Origin of the sequence: Peribacillus sp. YIM B13481 (assembly GCF_042787985.1) — a bacterium.
In the GTDB taxonomy this organism is placed as follows: Bacteria; Bacillota; Bacilli; order Bacillales; family DSM-1321; genus Peribacillus; species Peribacillus simplex_A.
Window position 1 is genome coordinate 85,097 of record NZ_JBHZPE010000012.1, and the last position, 23,053, is coordinate 108,149.

Consider the following 23,053-nt stretch of genomic DNA (forward strand, 5'->3'; position numbering starts at 1 on the left):
AGGGATTGCAGGCCTTTTGTCCAACTAGTAACTTATGATTTCCTTGAAACGATTTACAGAAGTCTTTGATTTACCTAAATGAATATGATTCCAAAAAAATGATTTGAATTTTCAATCCCCGTACTTTTTACAGGTTATATTACAAGTTATAGGAAATGTATATACCGGTTTTACCTGAAAGGTCAGACACTTTTCACGAAGGACTTTACATTGTAAAGAGTCGTATTAACCTTCACTCATTATAATGATTGCCTCCATTGACTTAGTTCTGATTCCCACAGCTGTTAAATGAAATGGGTGAACCTGACAAAAAACGGATTAGAAAGTGATCCAGCAAATATTATTCCGCAATAAAAAAGTTAAGGAAATTATGTCCCTCAACTTTTTAGTGTTCCATTGACTATTTCCCAAGAAATGTTTTTTTCAATAGCAGCTAACCCTTTCATGTTACAGGTAATGCTGACTCATCTTTCATAAGCCTTTTTCGATAAACCATATTGGACAGCTGCACACTCACTTCATAAAGCACAAGCAAAGGGACGATAACCAAAATGTCCGAAATCATATCAGGAGGCGTAATCAGGATAGAGATGATGACCAGGACGAAATAAGAAATCTTACGAGACTTTTTCAACACTGTTGGATTGATGATTCCCAATCTGGTTAGGAACATGACCACAAGCGGCATTTCGAATAAAATCCCAAATGGTAAGATCAAATTAATCATGAACCGAAAATATTTTTCAGCTGTGAACATCATCTCGAATTGCCCGGCTGATAGGGAAGTGAGGAAACCAAGCACTATTGGAAACAAAACAAAATATCCAAATGAGATACCTGTGATGAATAAGATGAACAGCCCAGGAATGAACCGGAATGTAACTCTTCTCTCTTCCGGTTTCAATGCAGGAGCCACAAAGCGCCATAACTGATAGGCAGCTAGCGGAATCGTTGCAGCTATTGCGCAAACCGCAGCAATTATCATATATACCCACAGGATGTCACTTGGGCCGAGCACGGCAAGCTTCCCATCTAAATCCTTAATAAGCAGTTCATAAATATCCTGTACGAATATGAAACTCACTATAAAAAAAACGAGAAAACCTATCAGTGTTTTAATGATTCTGCTTCGGAGTTCCTCCATATGCTCAATAACGTGTAAATCCTTGCTCTCCACTTTCACTCCTCCTTTTTGACAATTTACAAGCCATATATAAGTATTATAATTGCTAAATCCAATATCCCTCGAACTCTTCTCATGAAAAGAAGCAGGCGAGTCTTTCCGCCCGCTCTATCCCATTAAATTCATCCCTCTTTTTTAACGGCTTTTAACGCAGCTTTATTCTCGTTTTCATCCTCTTTATCTGAATCATTCACCAATCCTTTGGTTGCACTTTTGAATTCGGATAAAGTTCGACCAAATGCACGGCCGATTTCCGGCAGCTTGGACGGTCCAAAAATAATCAGTGCAATCACGAGGACGATGACCAAGCCAGGTATCCCTATATTAGAAAGCATTCTCATTCACTCCAATCAAGTAAAATTATTTTCCCATTCACATTTCCTTGTCTTTCTATCAATTAGTGACTTTCCTCTGCCTGTTCATTCTTTGTTTTTCATGTGCGCGATTATGGGCCCGTGTCCGATCTTCCTCGACTTCTTTCGTTTTTTGGATACCTTCCGTAACCGTTGCTGACGCAACCTTTCTTAGTCCAGTTTGATCCTTATCAAACACAAAGGATGCTCTTGTTGATATATCCGCTCCTGGATCTGTCACGAAAGGAACTACACGGTAATCCGCCTTCCATTGTTCTGGTGTTACTTTGCATCGGACATACCCACGGTAATCATTAAAGAACTTGATATGTGGATTCTGGCTTAGTATTTTATCCGTATCCGCACGCTTATCTGCTCCGTTTCCACCGGATGTGATGGATGTGCCGACAAACTCCACACCGAAAGTCCTTGAATTTGGATCATTGAAATCCGTCTTTAAATTGGCTGCCCAGCTTGCATGTACATCACCGGTCAACACGACCAAATTTTCTATATTATTACTTTTAATTACATCAATCAAACGATCACGAGCAGCCGGGTAACCATCCCAAGAATCCATGCTGAATTTGGGAGCGGTAGGTGTTCCATAATTCCGTTGTGCAAAGAAAATCTGCTGTGGGAGCACATTCCACTTCGTTTTTGATTTCAAAAGATTATCAGTTAGCCACTGTTCCTGCTCTCGACCTAGTAATGTACGATTTGGATCAAGTGACTCAGGCGTTTGCGGTGAACTGACATCGCCGTTTGCCTGATCATCCCTGTATTGGCGTGAATCCAATACGAAGAAAGAGGCCAGGTCGCCATAAGTGAAATTTCGGTATAACCGCATATCCGCTCCCTTTGGCAAGGAAGATTTACGAAGGGGCATATGCTCATAATAAGCCTGATAAGCGGCTGCCCTTCTCTTGATGAATGCTTCAACCGATTGTCCTTTTTCCGGAATGACATTTGCATAATTGTTTTCAACTTCATGATCATCCCAAGTCACGACCCATGGGAAAGCAGCGTGTGCCGCTTTTAAATGAGTATCAGAGCGGTATTGTGCGTATCTATTTCGATAATCCTCAAGAGTAATGATTTCCGGACTGTTATGTACACGGACATTACCTGTAGAAGCAACATATTCATTTGGCCCGTACTCATATATGTAATCGCCAAGGTGAAAGACAAGATCCAAATCTTCTTTTGCCAAATGTTTATAGGCCGTATAATAACCATGCTCAAATTGCTGGCATGAAACAAAAGCGAATGACAGGCTTGAAACACTTGAACCGATTGGCGGAAGTGTTTTCGTTTTCCCAGTCTGACTTACTTCCCCTCCACTTTTAAAACGATAAAAATAGACCATATCCGGTTTTAACCCGCTTACTTCCACATGAACGGAATGGCCAAGTTCAGGCCTGGCTATTTCCTTGCCTTGTTGTACAATCTGTCTGAAATTTTCATCCTTTGCCACTTCCCATTTAACGGATATGGCTTCTTGTGGCATACCTCCTCCATTTAACGGATCAGGTGCCAGCCTTGTCCATAAAACAACACTATCCGAGAGCGGATCACCGGAAGCTACACCTAGAGTAAATGGAAAATCACTGAATTTCGGGGCAGCATTTACTTCAATCCCGCCCATTGATTGAGCAAGGGCAAGACCTAATGAAAGTCCGGCAAGTTTACTTGCTCCCTGGATAAAGTTTCGGCGGTCCATATTCTTACCTAATTCGCTCCAATTCTTAATTAAATCATCCATTGCTCTTTCATTATTCATTGATCTTTCCCTCCTATTATTTGAATCTGATTCAAGTATAGTATGGCCCTTTTAAAGGTGTATGAATAAGTGTAAATCAACAAATTTCCAATTAGGGATTTCCGTGCAGGACTTATGGGTCTCTTTAAATAATAAAACAGATCTGATTCATTCATACATTTACATAGACCTACAAACTTTCATCTACAACATCATTCTTTCAACCTATTTTTCTTAATGAATCATTTATTTAATCGTTACAAATAACTGCTATGGGCTATTTTTACAATAAACCTTTAAAACTATAAAAGCCTTTAAAACTATAAAAGCCTAAAGAAGCCAGCGAAATAATGGAATAAAAGAAAGATCGTCATCACTTGGTTGGATCCCACCGCAGTAAGGAAACCTTGATTCAAAGGAAGGTTTAGAAATCATCATAGTTTTCTAAAATCGGACTAAAAATGCTTCAATAATAATTTTATAAGTCAATACTCACTTTCGGTTTAAAAACATCCTAATTTATGTAATAATAGTTTCATAACAAAAAAAGAAAGCACTTGAGGATTCTGCATTGGAGAGTATGGAAGCATTATTTAAAAAAATTGAGATATTGAGGAAAGAACTAATAACCACCGGATTGATTTATGGATTTACAGCTCCAAAAACATTACATAAAAGCCAGGAACTAGATGAACTGTTGAATTTACTTACAAATGAAAAAGAACCAAATGATTTAGAATATGTCTAAAAAGATCCATGAACTAATACTTCATGGATCTTTCTTGGACTTTTACCTATTGCTTCCTAGTATAGTTTTCTACCTTATTTCGTGTAGAATTCGCCATGGGAATAGAACATAAAAAAGTTATAATAGAAAGATAACCAGACATCAAGGGGAAGTACAATGGATAGTAATGATAAATCTAAAGATTTTTTAATGCAGGAGTTACTAAAGCTAAAACTTTCACTAAGACATGAATTAAATCGTGTCACTCAAATAATAGATCATTTAAAACCCGGATCAAGAGGCTGTACTTCCTTTAAAAGATGTGTCAATACATAATGAATTGTTGGACGATAAAGATATATTCTCCCTTGTTAAATTACAAATGCAGAAAAAGATCTCTAAACCGAGCTATGAGGCTTGGATGAAAGATGTGTACTTTTCTTCTATTGAAAGTGACCAAATGACATTAGTTGCACCTAATGTATTCGCTCGAGATTGGCTTGAGGAAAGGTACGCAGAATTAATTAAATTCTTGCTGAAGAGTATCAATGGAAAAGATTATACGATTCGATTTATTATGAAATAAGGGAACTCGTAACCAACCAAACGAAGAAGCTATAAAGGCTCCTTCGTTCGTTATAAGAAAATAATAAAGTACATGTTATGTGCCTAAAGCTTTAGTCTGAGATAATATGAAGTAAATAGGCAGTCAACTGGCTGTTTTTTCGTCCGGAATTTCCCCAATTTCATAAGTTTAGCGTTTTCTAAGCATTCATTTTCCTATATCTTACGGTCATATCAACGATTGTCAATAATAAAACAAACCATAACATAGGATTATTCAAAGAAATTCCTACAGTAGATTTTCCGCCCATTACCGTTAATAATCCTATTAGCACTAACATATAAAAAATAAATACTGCTTCTTCAATTAATGCATTTTCACAATCTTTTTCAGTCTTTCGATTAATGACAATATAGACAACCGCTAATGAGATCATTCCAATTGTCAGTGCAGTTTTAGGAATGTCTTTGAGAACGAGATGAGGGAAATAATCAAAAATCATTAGAAAAGAAAATAATAAAAAGATACCTATTCTCAATAACATTTTCAAATTCATCTTATTCCCCATTTCCTCGATTTTTATCTCCTAAACCAGTAATTACATTGGAAATATTGAACTGATTTAGGTGATGTGTAATTACTTTTGCCATAATGAACCACTGTCGCATGATAATTTCTTTTCTTTTCTGCAGTGCTATATGAACTTGATACCCAAGAACCCACGTAAGTTGGACTAATTTTGGACCAGCTATTTAACTTTACAAAAAGCCAATTAGCGAATACACTATCTGTCAGTTTTTTAGGAATCTTTTTCATCATATATGCAAAAATTAGATTTTTGGCTTCATTTACACCGGTATTTTTGTAGGTTCTATAAATAGGAGCTATTTCAGTTATTGTTGATCCACCTGAAATAGGTCCATATGCAGTTATACCACCAGAGTTAAGTGTATTAATACTCATAACTTCATTATATAGATTTTCAATCTCTTGCTCCGTTAAAATTGTATTACTTATTATTTCTAGTTCATTAAAAGAATAGGCATGTTCGTTTACTTCTTGTTGTGTCGATGTCTCGTTGCTAACTTCTATACTTGCAAATGAAGGAGCATCAACGATAATGAAAAGGCCAATATATTTTTCATAATCTTCTATTCCCCTTCTAGTAGATTTTTTCTTAACATTTTTCCTACATTTAAGAAATAAATTCTCTCATAGAAGATGCTGTTTATGGAGTGATCTAAGTAGAGGCTGAAGGACAAAGGTTTAAGGCTGAAGGCTGAGGCGGTAACAATTCCGATTTCTATATCTGTTTATAAAATCCTCTCCTTTCCATGGTTAGGTATTATCTACCACTTTATATTAACATTAGTATGAAAATATAACTAGATTTATTTTATTTTTATAAAAATATATATAAAAAAGGGTCTGAAGAATCATTATCCAAATTATCGTTACCTCTTTTAGAAGCTGTGGGATTTTATGACTTCATTCAAGACTTGAAATATGTCTCAGTCAAGATTTTTTTCGAAAGAAGTAGTTTTTTATGTTCGGTCAATTCTTTGACTGGTTCACATAGACGTCGTAAAAGATACTATTTATTATGTCATCTAATAATTTTTAAAAGTCTCATTTCCTCATACATTTAAATGCTTTTATAATATTTGTTAACCAATATCAAAATAATATATTATATTAATTTTTTATGAGTGTAATTCCACTTATTGCTTTTGAATTAAACGATTGGTTCGTTCATTCAATAAGAAAAAGAGCCGTCGTAACAGCTCCTTGTCCATCTCTTTCACACTTTTGAAACGATAGCATATCGTTTCTCCTACTTATTTTTTACTCTTTGCATGCGTTTGACCTTATATTGTTCAAAATCCCACTTCGACAAAAATTCTTTTGCAGAAGTATAGCCTGATTTATAGAGAAAGTCGATTTCATCCTCATTCAGTTCAAAATCCGTTGCGTTGATGCCGCCAGTAGGAATTTGAATCGTGCGTTCAATCGTTTCTTCGTTCATATAACGTAAATCATGGGCTTGAAGCATCGTTTTAAATATATTTTTGAAAAGGTGGATTGGCGTTGGTATAACCGCATCTATGTTAACTTCATCTTTCACAAAATGGAATCCAAACGTTGGAAAGCGAGGATTGTCTGTATCAAATATCCATATTGGGAAGTTACTAAGTAAACCACCATCTAAAATGTAGGATTTTTTCCGGTCTTTTGATTTCCAAATAACCGGACGGAAGAAAAATGGTAAGGAGGCACTCATCATTACGGCAGTTGAAACTTTTAAATCAGCAGGAGTCATCCCATAGCGATCCAAATCATCTGGCAAAATAAGCATCTGGCCATTCGAAACATCCGAAGCAATTATCTTCAACTTTCCATCTGGAAGATCCGCGAATGTCTTAATCCCTTTTTCTGAAAGAAGAGAATCCACCCATGTTTCCAAATAATCGTTTTTGTAAATCCCGAGATGAACCATAAGTTCCAAAAATAATCCACAAATGGGAATTCGATTCAGAATTGTCCTGCCTCGAAGCTTTGAGTAATTGATTTCACTATACCGTTCTTTAATTTCATGGCTTTTATAGCCACTAGCCAAAAGAGCAGCTATTACTGCTCCTGCTGATGTCCCAGCAAGTCTTTCCCATTCTACTTTTTCCTCTTCCATTGCTTGAATCGCTCCAATAAAAGCAATTCCCCTGACCCCCCCACCTTCAAAAACGGCATCTGCTTTCATTTTTTCCCACCTCTCGATAAGAGTTATTATTATTAACGATAATTTCTAATAGAAAGAAATTTTCACACTCTTGAATCCTGAAAATCAGCCCAAGCCAGTTTTAGGATAAACTAGCCCGATTGCCATCCATGATTGGAATCAATGACGGTTCTATTTTCTCTAACAAATTAATTCGGAAACAGTATCAAGACACTCATGAGTTTAAAAGATTGTGTTTTTCAATCTGTAACACAACTTCTGTATATTCACGTTCTTTGAACTTCCAGATTTTCAAGTCGTTCGCATGGTTAATGATACTTCTAATCTCTGTTTATGCAGTTCATCCCTGATTGACAAATTGGGTGCATATCTCCTTTATTATTTCATCATGTCTGTGACATTGCCCACTTGAGAAACCCTTAATCATTTACTCTGTCTCTACTGCAAAAATATCAATAGTGGATAGACCCCCTTAACAATGGTCAACGCAATGTTGATGGATCAGCCGTAATGGCAATAGTAGGATAGCATCTTTTATCATGGTATGTATATAACGAGGCATTTGCATGGGACAAATTATCAGATACCTTCTAAAAAACTTAATTGAATCAAATAATGTTTATATTATTGAACAAACGCCTCAAAATCTTCCTTTTAGGGTAAGTAATTTATGTAAACTAACAGAATAACCACCAGTCGCTAGTGAGAGAAAACTTCTTGACAAAAGCATTTCTTTCCCAAAACTTCAAACCGAATTTTGACAATGCACTATCGGGATATGTTTTCCATAAAATTCCAATGTGGTCAAAAGCCTAGGTTTGTCTTAATATAGTTCATCTAAATTAAGCTGGGCATGGAGTTCCCTCCACATCCGCTTTTCCATTTTTCGGGACATATAGTAGCAAAAGGAACAGTTGTCTACATGGGCATTTTTTTCCCAGGATGGTCAGCCATCGCATACTGACTTTATTAGCTTAGAAAAAAATTTTAGCGTTAAACGCTTAACCCACAAAGTGCCCAGGATTCATCTTCTTTTGATTCTGACCTTGTTTCTATCATAAAAAATAGAAAAGACTGATGCCTTGGTCTGCACTTAGTATATTTTGAAAAAATAAAGCTATAACAATGGTTATCTAACTAGAGAAAACACTTACCGCTTTTTAGTGCGTTTTTTTTCTAATTTCCCCCTCGCAAGACAAGAATTACGTCATTCTGATGGAGATTGATTTTTTTGAATAAAAGGAAACTTTTGTAATTATAGATCGTAATAAATTAATAGGAATAAATCTTATTGGAGGTATTGAGATGGATTATGGTTTATTGATCATTGGTATAGCTTTTTTATTAATTTCCTATTTAGTGGGAATCAAAAAGCAAACATGGCTGTTAGCTGGATTTAATGAAAAGATGATTAAAAATAAATCTTTATTGGGGATAGTGACAGGCAGCGGCTTTTTTCTTCCAATAGGCTTATTAATGATTACAAACAGCATGATCGACTATCATTATGAAGGTAAAATTCTTATCCTAGCCATATTTGTCTTTTTAACAATTATATACGTGTTTATCAATAGAAAGTTACTGGATTAATAATTGAGCATATTTAGAATAAAACCGTAGGATTAGAAAGAACTATGAGGAATGTTTGGCATAGGAACACTCAGCATTTCTTTTACTTTTTCAGGAAAATCCCCCTCTTTAATATCAAGATTTTTAGCAGGATTTGATAAAGGTATTCTTTAATTATTGTCGAAATGGGTTAAGTAACAATAGAAGGAGTGAGAAAAATGGAAAAGAACCGTGCCACGAAAATGTATGATTACCATGTTTGGGCTAATCAGCAAGTTTTCCAGAACTTAAAACAATTACCTGACGGAGTCTATGTCGACACGATAAAAAGTGTCTTTCCATCCATTAAGGACGTCCTGGTTCACCTTTACGCAACAGATATCACATGGTTGGAGATAATGAAAGGAAGCACCATTCAAGATACTTTTAAGAAAGTTGAACGGCGGCGGGAAGCAGTGGGTGGAGTTTCAATAAATGAACTAGAATCTTGCTATGATGGACTTGCAAAGGATTATTATGATTTTCTTGCAACGCAGCCTGATCTGGAACGGACCATTGTAACCGAACACCCCAAAATGGGGGCTTGTGAGTTTGTACTTGCCGACCTCATCCATCATGTAGTGAACCATGGGACCTATCACCGGGGTAATGTGTCAGCGATGCTCCATCAACAAGGCGAGCGTGGCGTACCTACAGATTTTGTATTTTACTGTTTAAAATAAGCTTGGCATGGCAACCTCGATAATAAAGGAATATCAAGCAGGAGTCGCTGTAAATATACTAAAGTTCATTTTCCAGATGAATGCCGATTGTCCCCTTGCCAAGGATTTATCGTATGTAATGGCAAATCCAACTCTTAAGGCAGATTGAAAAAGGCATTGATAATTACCAATGCCTTCTTTTTATGGTTATATGGTTTTTTTTAGCTTTACCCGTTGAAGGCGCAGTGCATTTAATACGACTGATACAGAACTGAAAGCCATGGCAGCACCCGCTAACCACGGGGCAAGCAGTCCGATTGCAGCAATTGGTATTCCGATTACGTTATAAGCAAATGCCCAAAATAGGTTTTGTTTGATATTTCGCATCGTTTTCCTGCTCATGAGGATTGCATCTGCAATACTGTTCAAATCACCTCGAATCAAAGTGATATCGGCAGCTTCCATGGCTACGTCCGTCCCGGTTCCGATAGCCATTCCTATATCAGCAAGTGCAAGTGCTGGTGCATCATTTATCCCATCCCCGACCATTGCCACTTTTTTACCGGCGGCCTGCAGTTTTTCAACTTCCTCTGCTTTCCCTTCAGGAAGTACTTCTGCAATCACTTGGTCAATCCCCACTTGATTGCCGATGGCATTTGCTGTCCTTTGATTATCCCCTGTTATCATGATGACCTGGATATCCATTGCTTTTAACCTTTTAATAGCCGTTAGCGAGGTATCTTTTATCGTATCCGCAACAGCAATGAGGCCTGCATATTCACCTTCAATGCTAGCGAGCATTGCGGTTTTCCCTTGCTCTTCAAGTTCTTCCATCGCTGTTAGCGCCTTTGTTATATCCACGTTATTCTGCTTCATCAATTTTCGCGTTCCGATGAATAGCTCTTTTTGATCCACTACAGCTCTCACCCCATAACCAGGTATCGCTTCGAATTCCCCAACCTCTGCAAGTGATACCTGTCTTGCTTGAATTCCTTGAACGATAGATTGGGCAAGAGGGTGTTCGGATTGTTTTTCAACTGCACCAATAAGAGATAAAAACTGGTCTTCTTCCATTCCATTCTCGATGATGACATCGGTTAACACAGGGGTACCATTCGTTACCGTTCCCGTTTTATCCAAAATGACCGTATCAATATGGTGAGTGGTTTCCAAGTGTTCCCCACCTTTAAATAAAATACCGAATTCTGCAGCCCGCCCTGATCCTGCCATGATGGATGTGGGGGTGGCCAGACCTAAAGCACATGGACAAGCTATGACTAGCACTGCAATCATCGCTTCAAAAGCAGGTAGGAATTCTCCAGGGCTAACCACTATAATCCAAACAAGAAAAGTTAAAAGGGCGATTCCGACAACGATAGGAACGAAGACACCGGAAATTTGGTCAGCAAGCCTTTGAATCGGAGCTTTGGACCCTTGAGCATCTTCGACGACTTTGATGATTTGAGAAAGAGCTGTATCCTTTCCGATCTTCGTCGCTTTCATTTGGAGAAAACCATTCTTATTCAATGTTGAACCTATCACAGTATCCCCGATTGTTTTATCTACCGGAATGCTCTCACCCGTTAACATGGATTCATCGACTGCAGAGTTCCCTTCAACCACTACTCCATCGACAGGGATCTTTTCACCCGGCTTCACCAAAACCGTATCCCCTACAATGACCTCTTCAAGAGGTATGTCACGCTCTTCACCATTCCTTAACACCAATGCCGTTTTGGCCTGAAGCCCCATCAATTTTTTGATGGCCTCGGAAGAACGTCCTTTTGCTTTTGCTTCAAAAAGTTTCCCTAAAAGAATGAGGGTGATAAGAATCGAACTTGTTTCGAAATAAAGTTGTGCCGTATTGTGATGGGATCCAATCGAAATGATCGCCTGATAGACACTGTAAAAATAGGCAGCGGATGTTCCCATTGCGACCAATACATCCATATTGGCGCTTTTATTTTTCAAGGCTTTATAAGCACCAACATAAAACTGCTTTCCAATGATGAATTGCACGGGGGTGGCAAATGCCATTTGCACCCAAGGATTCATGAGGAAATCAGGCATATAGATAAACGAAGTAAAACTAAAATGGCTTACCATTGCCCATAACAATGGAAAAGATAAAATGACGGAAAAGATGAATTTATTCTTTTGTTTGTGAATTTCTTTCTGACGGAAATCCACTGAATCCATATTATCTTCCTTGATGATCGCCCCATACCCCAACTTCTCCACTCGTTGAATGATATCAACTGGGGACGCTTCGGAAGGGTCATATTCGACGGTCGCATTTTCAAGCGCCAGATTCACATTAGCCAGGCTCACTCCATCCAACTTATTTAACCCTTTTTCAATTCGGGTAGCACAGGCTGCACAGGTCATGCCAGTAATCGTAAATTCCTTTTTCTCTTTCACTACACCATAGCCAAGATCTTGAATTTTCTTTTCAAAGTCCTTGTTGCTTAATTTTTCTGGATCATACTTAATGACTGATTTCTCAAGAGCCAAATTAACGGTGGCTTCCTCCACGCCTTCCATTCTGTTTAACCCTTTTTCAATCCTGGTTGCACAGGCAGCGCAAGTCATGCCTGAAATCTGCATACTTGTTTCTTTTATATGGCTGCTCACATCATCCACGCCTTCCCATACCGCTATGGGGTATATTTTTTTGTAAAAAAGAAGTGCCTTAGAAGCACTTTTTTCACCTACTCGACATCGTAGCCTTGATCATCGATTGTTTCTTTTATTTTTTCAAGTGATACTCTTTCTTTATTAAAAGCTACATCTACTTTGCCTGCTTCCAAATGCACTTTTACGCTTTCAACACCTGCCAGTTTTCCTACATTACCTTCAACAGCATTCACACAATGACCACAAGACATTCCACTGACATTCAATGTTACATTTTCCATTTAAAACCACTTCTCCTTTACTTCTTCATTAATTTTTGTATCGTTACAAGCACTTCATCTATAACCGCCGTATCCCCATCATTCAGCCGTTCAACCACACAATTCCTAAGATGGCCTTCCAATAAAATCTTGGCCACACTATTCATCGCACTTTGAGTAGCAGCTATTTGGGTAATCACATCGTCACAGTACGTATCTTTTTCAATAAGACCCTTTATACCGCGAATTTGACCTTCGATGCGATTTAACCGGGTCGTTAAATTCTTTTTTACTGAATCCGAGTGATGGCTCTTTCGGCCGTGGGAAGAGGTCGTACAGCATTCATCTTCGTTCATCGAATCATGCCCATTCATTATTTCATCCATTTTCCATCCCTCCTAGAAATTAATATACCATACCCTCCTACCCTATGCAAAGAATGAGATTTACGTTCTTTATTTATTTACTATTCGTTTTTTACCATTTTCTATTCTTTAGTTAGGAAACTCATATTTTGGGAGTTACCAGCCAAGGTCCTCTTTGCCTAAGAAATGCGAGTAGTCAGGATGTTTTATTAATACATTAGCCCAAACTAAACGCTGAAGGTTGTAAAAATTCGAACGTTGATTGGAACGTTGGGCATTCGCTTTCCGCCGGCGGTCGGGGGTTCTCCCCTAGACGCCCTTTTCTAAGCAGGAGTCTCGACACTCGCTCCAATCAACTTTGTTTTAACAATTAGATAGAACCGCTTTTGCCTAAAGTCTTTTTTGTTTTAAAATAGGAGTATAAAACCTTGAGGTGATGACGATGCTTTCGAAACATCATTCTAATCAGCGAGATCAACTTGAAATGATTACTTTGGATCAACTGGTGCCAGCGAACCATTTGGTTCGAAAAATGGAGGCCGCCACTGACTTCTCATTCATATTGACTTGGTGAAAGATATGTATTCAGAGATAGGGCGCCCAAGAATGGCTTAATATAGTGGGCTCGTAGAGGCCCCATCTCTTAATCTTGAGAAAAAAATTCAAAGGGGATTTCAAAAGGGGTCCGGAATTAAAACATTCCGAACCCCTTTTGTCTACAAACTGCGCTAGAGGCTACTCATGTATCCTCAGCGTATTTATTTTCATTTAATTTATGATTCCAATGTGATGATTACTGTTCTTTTGAAATATTATTATCATTATTCCTTTTCTTTTTCACTAAAAGAATGATGCCAATGATAAAAGCTATTACGCTATATATCCAGGTGAACATAAAGGCAAGGCCCAATCCGATATTCGCGTCCATGTAATCGCTGGTCGCATGATCAATGGCTAAATAGAGAAGCGGCGCACCTCCAATGATGAACAGGATGACAAAGAGAACATTCTTTTTCGCATTCCTGGCCGATAAAAAAATGATGATGAAGGATAGCAAGAGAAACGCTTCTGAAGCTATCGTCAAAGTTACAAAATTGCTCATGATAATTCACTCCTGATCATGGTTGCATAAATGGAATTCATTTTACATGTGTTCCCTTATATCTATGTTCCTTTTTGCACCTTTTTCATAAATCCCAAATTTTTTTATTTTATTAACTGTGTATACTGCTGATTATAGAAACTCTGCGGCACACACGCATAATGATGGTGAACCTGGAAACCTCCAACAGGAAATGAAGGAACCAGATTTCATGTTAATTTTTCTTTGATAATTGCAAGGCATTCTTAATGCTTTTCAGTGATTTTGAGCTTCCGTACATCAAGACTCCACCACGATAGATTTTTGATCCGATTATACCAAGTAAAACAATGGTTAGAATCAACACTGAAATGCTGATGGCGATTTCCCAGAATGGAACATCAAGCATGCCTACGCGCAGGAACATGATCATAGGCGTGAAAAATGGAATGAATGATGTAATCGTAATATAATTGGCTGACGGATTCCCTAGTCCAAACATCGCAATCATGAAGGCAATGACAACTAACATGGTCATCGGTGAAATCATTTGCTGGACATCTTCAATTTTGCTGACAACGGACCCCAGACATGCAGCAAGAGTCGCATAAAGAAGATAACCAAGCAAAGCGAAGATGATTGCATAAATGATCGTTGAGATATTGATGTTGCCGAATCCAAAAAACGAGAAGAATCCTTCATCCATACCTGTCAAGTTTTGTTTTATCGAGAAATAACCCACGCCAAAAAATAAAAGCATTTGAGTAAGACTTAGCAAAGCTACCCCCATTATTTTGGCGAACATCTGCGTGACTGGCGGGACACTTGAAATCAGGATTTCCATGACGCGTGAAGTCTTTTCAGTAGCTACTTCCATTGCAATCATCGTTGCATACATCAACACACCGAAGTAAATGACGAATAAGAGCACATACACAAGACCGCGAGCTTGATTGAGGTCTTCTTCTGTTTTTGCATTTTTCTGAAGCGCAATCGTTTCAAATGCTGGCGGCGTATTCAATTGTGCGATTTGCTGCTCTGTCAATTTCAATTCCTTCGCTGTTATTTGGCCCTTCAATTGGGTAAGCGCGAGAAGCAAATCATTACTTACCATTGAATCTGAAATTTGATTCGCTTTATACGTTCCCTTGAAGCCCAGGGTATCATCCTTTTTGATCAACAGATACCCAACGATTTCTTCTTTGCTAACCATTTCCTCCGCTGCCTTTTCATCCTGGGCGGATATTACCGAAATGGCCTCGTTCACACCTGCTACCGCATTTTTATAAGAATCAAATATGCTATCTTTAGTCTGATCGATGACAGCAACCTTTTCCTGATCATCACTATCGAATGAATCTATAAGTTTCGAAATATTCGTAAGGACAAGAATCAAGGCCATCATAATGATTGTAGAAATGATAAAGGATTTCGTTTTTAATTTTGATAGATATGTATGGGAAAGGACAATCCAAAATTTATTCATAGACGGCACCTACTTTTTCAATGAAAATATCCGTAAGCGAAGGTTCTTCCAATTCAAATTTTCGAACGAAACCTCTTGGAACGAGATCACGAATCATGTTCTCAGCTACATCTTCACCAGTGACTTGAAGGATTTTCCCCTCCATCGTGTTCTTAATTTTTGTTACACCTGAATAAGTATCCAGGAAAGATAAATCAAAATCGGCTTTTATTGAAACATTCTTTTTACCAAAAGAACGCTTAATTTCTTTTAATTTTCCAGCCACAACCGGGGAACCTTTATGCATGATGCAAAGATGCTCACACATCTCCTCAACATGCTCCATGCGATGACTCGAGAAAACGATCGTCGTGCCGCTGTCCCTTAAGTCGATGACCGCTTTCTTCAGTATTTCCACATTAACCGGATCCAGCCCGCTGAAAGGTTCGTCAAGGATAAGTAATTCAGGTTTATGAATCATGGAGGCGATCAGCTGGATTTTTTGCTGATTCCCCTTAGAAAGCTCTTCTACCCGCTTATCGATGTACTCGGGCACCATAAAGCGGTCTAGCCAATACTCCAACTCTTTCAAAGCATCCCGTTTGTTCATCCCTCTTAATCTAGCCAAATACACAATTTGATCGCGTACCTTCAGTTTAGGATATAGCCCGCGTTCCTCTGGAAGATAGCCAATCAATGAACTGGTCGTATAATCGATTTTCTTACCATCCCAGATCACTTCCCCTTCAGTGGGGTCAAGCAGGCCGAGTATCATCCGGAACGTTGTCGTTTTCCCCGCCCCGTTCCCACCTAAAAAACCGAACATTTCTTTCTCAGGGATCGTTAAATCAAGCTGATTGACAGCTGTGAAATCCCCGAATTTTTTCGTAACTTCTTTGATTTGTAAAGCCAATGTACAACCTCCTAATATATGATTCTATTCCATGTTAACGGAAAGGTTTTCCAAATTCAACTGCCGAGGTAATCTAAAGAACTCTTCTCCCCCACCATTATATGCAAAATTCTAGAAACAAATTTTCACTATCTAGACCCACTTGAAAAGAATTACAAACGCTTTTAGCGTTTTGGGTTTGCTAAGTACTCAACAAGCATTTTTTCTGCGAATCTTAGTAAAAATACCCCTTTCCTCCGATAGGTGGTATCAATGAGGATGCTTTCGATAGAATCAATTTTAAAGAAACCGCTCCATATAGGCTGACTTTTTTTATACTATTTATTAGCAGTAACCAACATATCCGTAACCGCCTCCGGATCAACCCAACACAACTGCTTCATCAACGATTAAGAGGTAACAAAACGGACCAAATGTGAAACCTCCACCGAATCCAAAACCGCCGTCACAACCTGACATATAGAATATCTCCTTTATTAAAAAGAGGAACTTAAGTGGGTTAAATCTTTTTTCGTCCAATCAGGAAAGTGATATGACTTTCACAATTAAGTTTTCGTTCAAGTTGACTATATGGACAGGGGTTTTCACACAGAAAATAGGGGATAACCTTTTGGACTATTCTTTCGCTTTAGTACATTTGGACTTTTGCTTCTTTTTAAAACAAACGATTCCAAAAGAGTGGATTGGGTACAATATGAACAGAACTGGTCCATAATAATATTTTGCCCAACAGTACATTAAATATTTTGAAACATAAGGAGGAAGTTTTTATGATTAATGAAAAAGTCGCCTTGATATTAGAAGATAAAATTAACGTTATTAAAGGTGATGAAAAATCCATTTATTTAGTCGGACCTATCAAATTACCCGTTAACTTAGATGGCGAAACAACTATATTCCAATGGTATTGCTGGTTACGATGTGATAATATGGCAGGTCATTTTTGTAATGAAGGCTCTTATAATATGGAAAAGATCATTGAAACTTTAGCCTCTTCCAATTTAGCGGAAATGCAGCAATCCAGTGTGTTGCTGTATGGAGATTTTCAAAATTCCTCGGATGCTCTTATCCGGATGCATAGCATTTGTCATACTGGTGATATATTTGGCAGCAAACGATGTGATTGTGGCTTTCAACTAAAACATGCTATGAAAATGATTGCTGCTCAAGGAACCGGTGCTTTATTTTATTTAGCGAATCACGAAGGAAGAGGCATCGGATTATTTAGTAAAGCCATGGCTTATGTTCTGCAAGAAGAAGGATTGGATACGGTGGAAGCGAATTTAGAGCTTGGATTTGTGGATGATGCACGTAACTATGATGACGCCATTCGAGTGTTAAAAAAACTGCGCTCCAATCCAGTGACACTTATCACCAACAATCCGAGAAAATTAGAAGCCCTTCAAAATTCAGGTGCCAATGTTGCAGGCAGAATTCCGTTATGGGGAGATACCTCCGAGTTTAATGAAAAATATTTAGAAACTAAAGTCGTACGTTCCGGTCATTTAAAAGATATTAAACAAAATGAATGATTCATTTGTTTTATATGAAATTGGCTTTACCCCATAAGGTAAAACCGCCCTAATTCCCCTTGTTAGATATGTTTACCGAATGTTTCCGAATTGCTGGAATAAGAAAGCATTTTTTAGCGGGGGAACCACATGAATCATGAATGTAATATCATATTTATATTGTTAATAAAATGACTTGTTATGGAAAACAGACAACTAAATAAACTACGGGAAAACCAAATAATACAATCAACGAAAGAAATAACCCTAATTATGTGTCCTTTTTCACTTTGCTCCCTCCTTTCACTAAATTTATTCTGTGTTTTTAATATGCCTTCTTGCATTATTCATACTCTTATATCTACGAATTATTATAGAGATTTTTAATGCTTAATGTTGAACAAAACAACCCCGTAGCACAAAATATAAAGCGGTCTTCTTATTGAAAAATCGCACCCTTCCGTACAATAAGAACTCCTTATTAGGCATAATAATTTTATATAACAATTTCCTCAATGATTGAACTGCCTTCAGTTACTTCAGCGTCAAGCCATTTCCAATTTTAATATGGGCATAATTCGCCCATCTGGTAAGACTTTTAGGAGTAGAAACACATTTCCTCCTAATTTCAATTTTGCTATTAACATGGTCATACCTTAACCACTAAGCAACTATCCTCTTTTACAATTCCAATCAGTGTTCCTTGTATGATTTGTCCCCACTATATGTTACTGAGATTATATGTCCTTCATGGTTATATTTAAAAATAGTCCTTAAAGAAACTTCTCCGTTAGTCTCAAGTGGGCATTGTAACGGTATTGTCTTTGTGCTGTAATACCATATCTTAACATTATTAATATATATGATTAATAATATAGATATTTAGTTTTGTTATATTTAACTTGCTGTCCTAAGGGATAGTAATCATAAATATATAGGAGGAAAAGCTACGTGAAAAAAACTCAAAAAAATTGATTTCAGTTGCCCTGACTCTAAGCATTGTGGGTGGGTATGGCAGTACTCTCTCTTTGGCAGCAGCTGATTCAAATCCATATGTTAGTAAAGTGACCGTTACATTTAATGGCAATTCTACGAATTCTAAAGGATTCACTTGGTACACTTCACTGGATTCCAAGAACAGTGATTTACAAGTTGTGAAAAAGCCGGGCGTTAAGAAGCCTGATTTTAAGAAAGCCTTAAAATTTTCAGGTACTCAAAACATTTCTACAAATTCTCAAAAAGAGTATGTACATAAAGCAGAAGCAACTGGACTTAAGGCAGATACTGAATACTACTACCGTGTTGGAGATGCATCATTAAACAATTGGAGTGAAGTAGGTACGTTTACAACAGCACCCAAAAATGGTGCTTTTACCTTTATTGACTTGACCGATACTCAAGCTAAAACGGAAGATGAGGCGATCCTTTCGTCCGAAACCATTTCAAAAGCTTTAGATACGGTCCCTAACGCCGAGTTCATGGTTCATAATGGCGACTTAGTTGACGATGGAGTCAAAGAGGAACAATGGGATTGGCTACTAGGGCACTCTCAGGAAAGCTTGCTAAACACGACATTTGCACCATCCGCGGGGAATCACGAGGATGAAAGTTATGCTTTTATCGACCATTTTAACCTGGATGTGCCTGAAAACTCAGCTACCGAAACAGGTGCCTATTATTCTTACGATTACAGTAACGCTCACTTTGTTGTCCTCAATAGCAACGAGGATTCTGAGAAATATGCGAACTTTTCGGAAAATCAAATTGAATGGTTGAAGGAAGATGTAAAAGCAGCCAAAGCCAATGGATCTAAATGGGTTATTGTTAATATTCACAAGGGACCTTATACGACTTCTAACCATGCAACGGATGATGATATCATGGATCCGAACGGAGTGAGAAACCAGGTGGCACCACTCATGGCGGAGCTTGACATTGACTTTGTCCTTCAAGGACATGACCATATTTATGCACGTACGAAACCGATCACGAGTAATGGTACGGCTTCAGAAACTGAAAAAATTACGGAAACTAAAAAAGGACAAACAGTTGAATATACCGTTAATCCAGATGGCGCTATTTATTTGATCCCTGCAACAGCTGGACCAAAAGTATATTACAAAAATCAAGATCCCGTACTTGGAGAAGCTTTCTATAATCTTTTCGAAGTAGCCGATGAAAATCATTCAGCGATCTATGGCCCAGACCCAAGCAATAACACCCGTCCAGTACGCGGCCAAATTCAAAAATTCGTTGGTATCAGCATGGATAAAGAAAAACTGACTGCCGTAACTTATGAGATTGATCAAAACAAGAATAATGCAGAACCTTATATTATTGATCAATTTGGTATCATCAAGAAATAACAGCTTTTCGAAAAGCCAACAAAGCATATTGTTAGGGAGATCTTCAGGGTCTCCCTTTCCTTTTGTTTCACCCCCATTATTTTTCTTCTGGGGACACGGGGGCGGAACTTCCATTTACCTCATTTCACTAAATTTTGAACACGTTGATCCTTGTTTAAAAGATGACCTGTGAGGGATTCAAACACGCCCTTCCCTGTCAAAACTAATTCCATTGTAATATAAATAAAATTGTATCAACCAAACTTTTGGCGCTTAATCGAGTATGGATTATTTAAGGTGCCAAGAGCAGGATTCTCATACACTTGACTTGCCCAGGTCTCACTTTACCAAGCACTCTACTATGATAAATCCTTTTTCATAGAAGTATCTTATATAACTACCGAAAGAGAATATAATCATTTTTGCGGTTCGTGCATATCCCAATGAAATTTATATGAGTTATTAAAAATAAGTTCAATATATTTTTAAATTATAGTATTTGCTGTATTATACATTCTAGCAGGTACCACAGCATAGCCTTAGTATGTTGGAAAGTCTTCTCCAACAGTAGAATCTATAACTCCACTAAACAATACCAGGACTGTATTACTTTTTCTCACCGTTTTTCGCATTGCTAACCTCATTTTTTTCAGCCCTTTTTGCTCTCCGTCCCTATAATCCGGTTGGAAAAACATTCTTTTTTCTTCTAATATACTTTCTATTGCACTTCTTTTGCAGGGACTAAGTAAATATAGTGTCTAACTTTTTGGGTTCACTTCAGTATTCCAGACCTCTTTCATAATCACATCCGATGCGTGAATCAACTACCTTTTGGATTTATCTTTTATAGTTTTTGCTATTGCTAAAAAAATGATGTTAATATAGAAGTAGCTATTAAAAAAAATTATAGGAGTGAAGGACAATGAGTGTACATAAAGCCCTTACGTTACATGCTCAAAAACAAAATCAACTTTTTACTGAATTTTCCCTATTAGACCAACAACGTGAAGATTATATTCAAGGAGCTATAGAATTATGTAAGGCTGAAAAGGATTTTACAACAGACCATATTAATCAAATCACTATGCAAATCAATGTTCTTGCAAACCAAAGGCTAATACCTACTCGTAAATTAGTTACCCCAGAAATGGTTCATTCATATGTGGAGTCATTAAAGTAAAATAATTTACTGATCTCTTAGTCGTAAGAAAAAGCACCGAATATCGGTGTTAACCCTCGACCTCCTAATCAAATATTAAAGATAATTTATAGCCCCCAGAAATGAGGGCTCTTTTTCTTTTAATCTAAAAAAAAGGGTTAATTTTGAAAAAATACTTTCGTTGGTTTTCTTGTAATTTATGTTGTTAGCTTGATGGGCATGCCAGCAAAACGCGAATTTACAACGCTAAGGGGTGTGTAAAAAATAACCGGTTTTCACCACGGTAAGGGTGTAACCGGTAATTATTACTATTATTGGTTGTTCCACGGTCGTAATGATTCTAAGGTAGTAACCCTTTTTTGATCAAATCGATACTCTAAAAGTTATATTTTGTTAACTTTGTTTCGCTATTTTATCTCTAATCTCCGCAATGGATAAGCCAGATTTCTTTAAGCTTTTAATAGTCTCAACTCTTTCCACTGCTGCTTCTCGAGGGTAACGACGTGTTAAGTTTTCATCTAATTGTTCAAATGGAATTAAATTAGCTTCGGTATAATATTTTAATGTACTGTATCTCAAATCAGTTATTCGAGCCAGTTCACCGATAGATATATACTCAGATTTCAAAATATCTTCTAATGAACGTCTCCTTGACACTTAAATCCCCCCTTATGAACCTGCCGAAGCAGAAGCAATGATTGTATTAATTGTGTGTGATAACGCATCAATCATTGCAAAAATTTCTTTGTTAGCCGTATCATTGCGAAGCATAGATAATTTATCATTAAGGTCTTCTTCCTCGAATTTACTGAAATAGTTCTTCAACATACGACTGCCTATTAACAAACTTGAAAGAACAACTGTATCGGTTGAAACTGGTCCCTCTTCTAATAATTCTGCACGAATTTGTTCTACAATTAATTTTTTAGCACCTTCACTGGGTATAAAGTGGTTGGATCGTCCTAATAAGCCAGCATTTGTTTTGGAGACCAAATCCAATTCCACTAAAGAATCACCGACTGCGTTGAATAATTCCTTGAATAAATTTCGTTTAGTAACTATTCCCCTTGCTAATTTTTTCAGGGATATTGAATTATCTTCGGAAATCATATTATAGATTGAACCCAAATACCCTTTATTACTTGGTAAATCTTGTTTTAATGTCACTTGATTCTCCGAAAACGAAACAATATCTTCTGCTGTAAGTTCTAAAATTCCACTGGCAACCATAAAAGCACGAACCCTCATACTGCCAATAGCAGCAACACTGCCTTTATCATTTAGTGCTAATAATAAATATTTTTGCGAAATTTCCATATCCTTCATAAAAACACCTCTCATTAGTTTTAGTCCAATTCAATAATGTGACTTACCGTTTATCACTTATTACTTATTACTTATTACTTATCACTTACTACTTATGATTTAAACTATGCATTTTATTTCTTTTTGTGTCAAGTAAATTTAATATTTGAGAGCAAAAAATGGGCTGTCTCAAAATCATTTTTTCACGATTTTGAGGCAGCCCCTTCTTTTTTGATATTAAGGCTAGTGACAGGGTTCTTGCTGTAGACCGCAAAGTAAATTAGGAGAAATAATAAAACACCCCTATTTTTTTATTTCTTCAAGCTTCCTTCTATTGACTGTGGACAGGTTACACTTAGTTGGACAATAAAAATAAGGGCATGTAGAATCATACACAATAAGTGAGGAGAATCTACTA

Annotated in this window: 23 protein-coding genes; 9 read left to right on the forward strand and 14 right to left on the reverse strand. The window is 37.4% G+C overall.

The annotated features are described in order from the left end of the window. Positions 1-442: 442 nt before the first annotated feature. The 3 genes from tatC to ACFX4X_RS09960 form a co-directional block, all read right to left on the reverse strand. On the reverse strand, positions 443-1,144 hold the full coding sequence (gene tatC / locus ACFX4X_RS09950; RefSeq protein WP_375166304.1) for a twin-arginine translocase subunit TatC: 702 nt from the start codon (positions 1,142-1,144) through the stop codon (positions 443-445). 161 nt (positions 1,145-1,305) lie between these two features. Then, positions 1,306-1,518, reverse strand: coding sequence for a twin-arginine translocase TatA/TatE family subunit (locus ACFX4X_RS09955; RefSeq protein ID WP_061462820.1), 213 nt, complete (start codon positions 1,516-1,518; stop codon positions 1,306-1,308). 58 nt (positions 1,519-1,576) lie between these two features. Then, entirely contained in the window at positions 1,577-3,319 is a 1,743-nt protein-coding gene (locus ACFX4X_RS09960) for an alkaline phosphatase D family protein (protein ID WP_089363294.1), read from the reverse strand. Positions 3,320-3,878: 559 nt separating this feature from the next. Here ACFX4X_RS09960 and ACFX4X_RS09965 point away from each other — a divergent pair. From ACFX4X_RS09965 to ACFX4X_RS09975, 3 genes are all read left to right on the forward strand, one after another. Beyond that, positions 3,879-4,046, forward strand: a complete 168-nt coding sequence (locus ACFX4X_RS09965) for a Spo0E family sporulation regulatory protein-aspartic acid phosphatase (RefSeq protein ID WP_377383180.1) — start codon at positions 3,879-3,881, stop codon at positions 4,044-4,046. Between the two features lie 156 nt (positions 4,047-4,202). Beyond that, a complete protein-coding gene (locus tag ACFX4X_RS09970; protein WP_377383155.1) occupies positions 4,203-4,361 on the forward strand; it encodes a hypothetical protein in 159 nt (52 codons plus the stop codon). Further along, positions 4,348-4,611: a DnaA N-terminal domain-containing protein gene (locus ACFX4X_RS09975; protein WP_284471045.1), complete on the forward strand. Its 264-nt coding sequence runs from the start codon at positions 4,348-4,350 to the stop codon at positions 4,609-4,611. Before ACFX4X_RS09970 ends, ACFX4X_RS09975 begins: the two co-directional genes overlap by 14 nt. Positions 4,612-4,789: 178 nt before the next feature. On the opposite strand, the gene ACFX4X_RS09980 is transcribed toward ACFX4X_RS09975, so the two are convergent. The 3 genes from ACFX4X_RS09980 to ACFX4X_RS09990 form a co-directional block, all read right to left on the reverse strand. Next, positions 4,790-5,146, reverse strand: coding sequence for a hypothetical protein (locus ACFX4X_RS09980; protein WP_284471046.1), 357 nt, complete (start codon positions 5,144-5,146; stop codon positions 4,790-4,792). Between the two features lie 23 nt (positions 5,147-5,169). Then, entirely contained in the window at positions 5,170-5,553 is a 384-nt protein-coding gene (locus tag ACFX4X_RS09985; RefSeq protein WP_377383157.1) for a hypothetical protein, read from the reverse strand. Positions 5,554-6,424: 871 nt separating this feature from the next. Then, positions 6,425-7,345 (reverse strand): patatin-like phospholipase family protein, encoded by a 921-nt coding sequence (locus ACFX4X_RS09990; RefSeq protein WP_284471048.1) that lies wholly within the window; start codon positions 7,343-7,345, stop codon positions 6,425-6,427. Between the two features lie 1,284 nt (positions 7,346-8,629). On the opposite strand from ACFX4X_RS09990, the gene ACFX4X_RS09995 reads away from it, so the two are divergent. Further along, positions 8,630-8,914, forward strand: a complete 285-nt coding sequence (locus ACFX4X_RS09995) for a DUF3784 domain-containing protein (RefSeq protein WP_284471049.1) — start codon at positions 8,630-8,632, stop codon at positions 8,912-8,914. Positions 8,915-9,111: 197 nt separating this feature from the next. Continuing rightward, positions 9,112-9,615, forward strand: a complete 504-nt coding sequence (locus tag ACFX4X_RS10000) for a DinB family protein (protein ID WP_284471050.1) — start codon at positions 9,112-9,114, stop codon at positions 9,613-9,615. A gap of 186 nt (positions 9,616-9,801) precedes the next feature. Here ACFX4X_RS10000 and ACFX4X_RS10005 read toward each other — a convergent pair whose 3' ends face one another. From ACFX4X_RS10005 to ACFX4X_RS10015, 3 genes are all read right to left on the reverse strand, one after another. After that, positions 9,802-12,228 (reverse strand): heavy metal translocating P-type ATPase, encoded by a 2,427-nt coding sequence (locus ACFX4X_RS10005; RefSeq protein ID WP_377383159.1) that lies wholly within the window; start codon positions 12,226-12,228, stop codon positions 9,802-9,804. A 77-nt stretch (positions 12,229-12,305) separates the two neighbouring features. After that, positions 12,306-12,512 carry a copper chaperone CopZ gene (gene copZ, locus ACFX4X_RS10010; RefSeq protein ID WP_377383161.1) on the reverse strand — a complete coding sequence of 69 codons (207 nt, stop codon included), beginning with the start codon at positions 12,510-12,512 and terminating at the stop codon, positions 12,306-12,308. A 17-nt stretch (positions 12,513-12,529) separates the two neighbouring features. Then, on the reverse strand, positions 12,530-12,865 hold the full coding sequence (locus ACFX4X_RS10015; RefSeq protein WP_089363317.1) for a metal-sensitive transcriptional regulator: 336 nt from the start codon (positions 12,863-12,865) through the stop codon (positions 12,530-12,532). Positions 12,866-13,298: 433 nt separating this feature from the next. Between ACFX4X_RS10015 and ACFX4X_RS10020 the strand changes: the two genes are divergently transcribed. Next, entirely contained in the window at positions 13,299-13,430 is a 132-nt protein-coding gene (locus ACFX4X_RS10020) for a hypothetical protein (RefSeq protein WP_377383183.1), read from the forward strand. A 219-nt stretch (positions 13,431-13,649) separates the two neighbouring features. On the opposite strand, the gene ACFX4X_RS10025 is transcribed toward ACFX4X_RS10020, so the two are convergent. The 3 genes from ACFX4X_RS10025 to ACFX4X_RS10035 all read right to left on the reverse strand — a co-directional run bounded on the left by ACFX4X_RS10025 (position 13,650) and on the right by ACFX4X_RS10035 (position 16,315). Continuing rightward, positions 13,650-13,958, reverse strand: a complete 309-nt coding sequence (locus ACFX4X_RS10025; RefSeq protein ID WP_377383163.1) for a hypothetical protein — start codon at positions 13,956-13,958, stop codon at positions 13,650-13,652. A gap of 214 nt (positions 13,959-14,172) precedes the next feature. Next, positions 14,173-15,423, reverse strand: coding sequence for an ABC transporter permease (locus ACFX4X_RS10030; RefSeq protein WP_377383165.1), 1,251 nt, complete (start codon positions 15,421-15,423; stop codon positions 14,173-14,175). Next, positions 15,416-16,315: an ABC transporter ATP-binding protein gene (locus ACFX4X_RS10035; RefSeq protein WP_061462806.1), complete on the reverse strand. Its 900-nt coding sequence runs from the start codon at positions 16,313-16,315 to the stop codon at positions 15,416-15,418. Before ACFX4X_RS10035 ends, ACFX4X_RS10030 begins: the two co-directional genes overlap by 8 nt. 770 nt (positions 16,316-17,085) lie before the next feature. Between ACFX4X_RS10035 and ACFX4X_RS10040 the strand changes: the two genes are divergently transcribed. The 3 genes from ACFX4X_RS10040 to ACFX4X_RS10050 all read left to right on the forward strand — a co-directional run bounded on the left by ACFX4X_RS10040 (position 17,086) and on the right by ACFX4X_RS10050 (position 21,351). After that, the gene (locus ACFX4X_RS10040; protein ID WP_377383168.1) at positions 17,086-17,847 is read left to right on the forward strand and encodes a GTP cyclohydrolase II; all 762 of its coding nucleotides are present in this window, start codon (positions 17,086-17,088) and stop codon (positions 17,845-17,847) included. A gap of 1,007 nt (positions 17,848-18,854) precedes the next feature. Continuing rightward, positions 18,855-20,192 carry a purple acid phosphatase family protein gene (locus ACFX4X_RS10045; RefSeq protein WP_377383170.1) on the forward strand — a complete coding sequence of 446 codons (1,338 nt, stop codon included), beginning with the start codon at positions 18,855-18,857 and terminating at the stop codon, positions 20,190-20,192. 901 nt (positions 20,193-21,093) lie between these two features. Next, the gene (locus ACFX4X_RS10050; protein ID WP_061462797.1) at positions 21,094-21,351 is read left to right on the forward strand and encodes a DUF2533 family protein; all 258 of its coding nucleotides are present in this window, start codon (positions 21,094-21,096) and stop codon (positions 21,349-21,351) included. A 372-nt stretch (positions 21,352-21,723) separates the two neighbouring features. On the opposite strand, the gene ACFX4X_RS10055 is transcribed toward ACFX4X_RS10050, so the two are convergent. Then, positions 21,724-21,987, reverse strand: coding sequence for a MerR family transcriptional regulator (locus ACFX4X_RS10055; RefSeq protein ID WP_089363280.1), 264 nt, complete (start codon positions 21,985-21,987; stop codon positions 21,724-21,726). A 12-nt stretch (positions 21,988-21,999) separates the two neighbouring features. After that, positions 22,000-22,656, reverse strand: a complete 657-nt coding sequence (locus tag ACFX4X_RS10060) for a GPP34 family phosphoprotein (protein ID WP_377383172.1) — start codon at positions 22,654-22,656, stop codon at positions 22,000-22,002. Positions 22,657-23,053 lie beyond the last annotated feature (397 nt).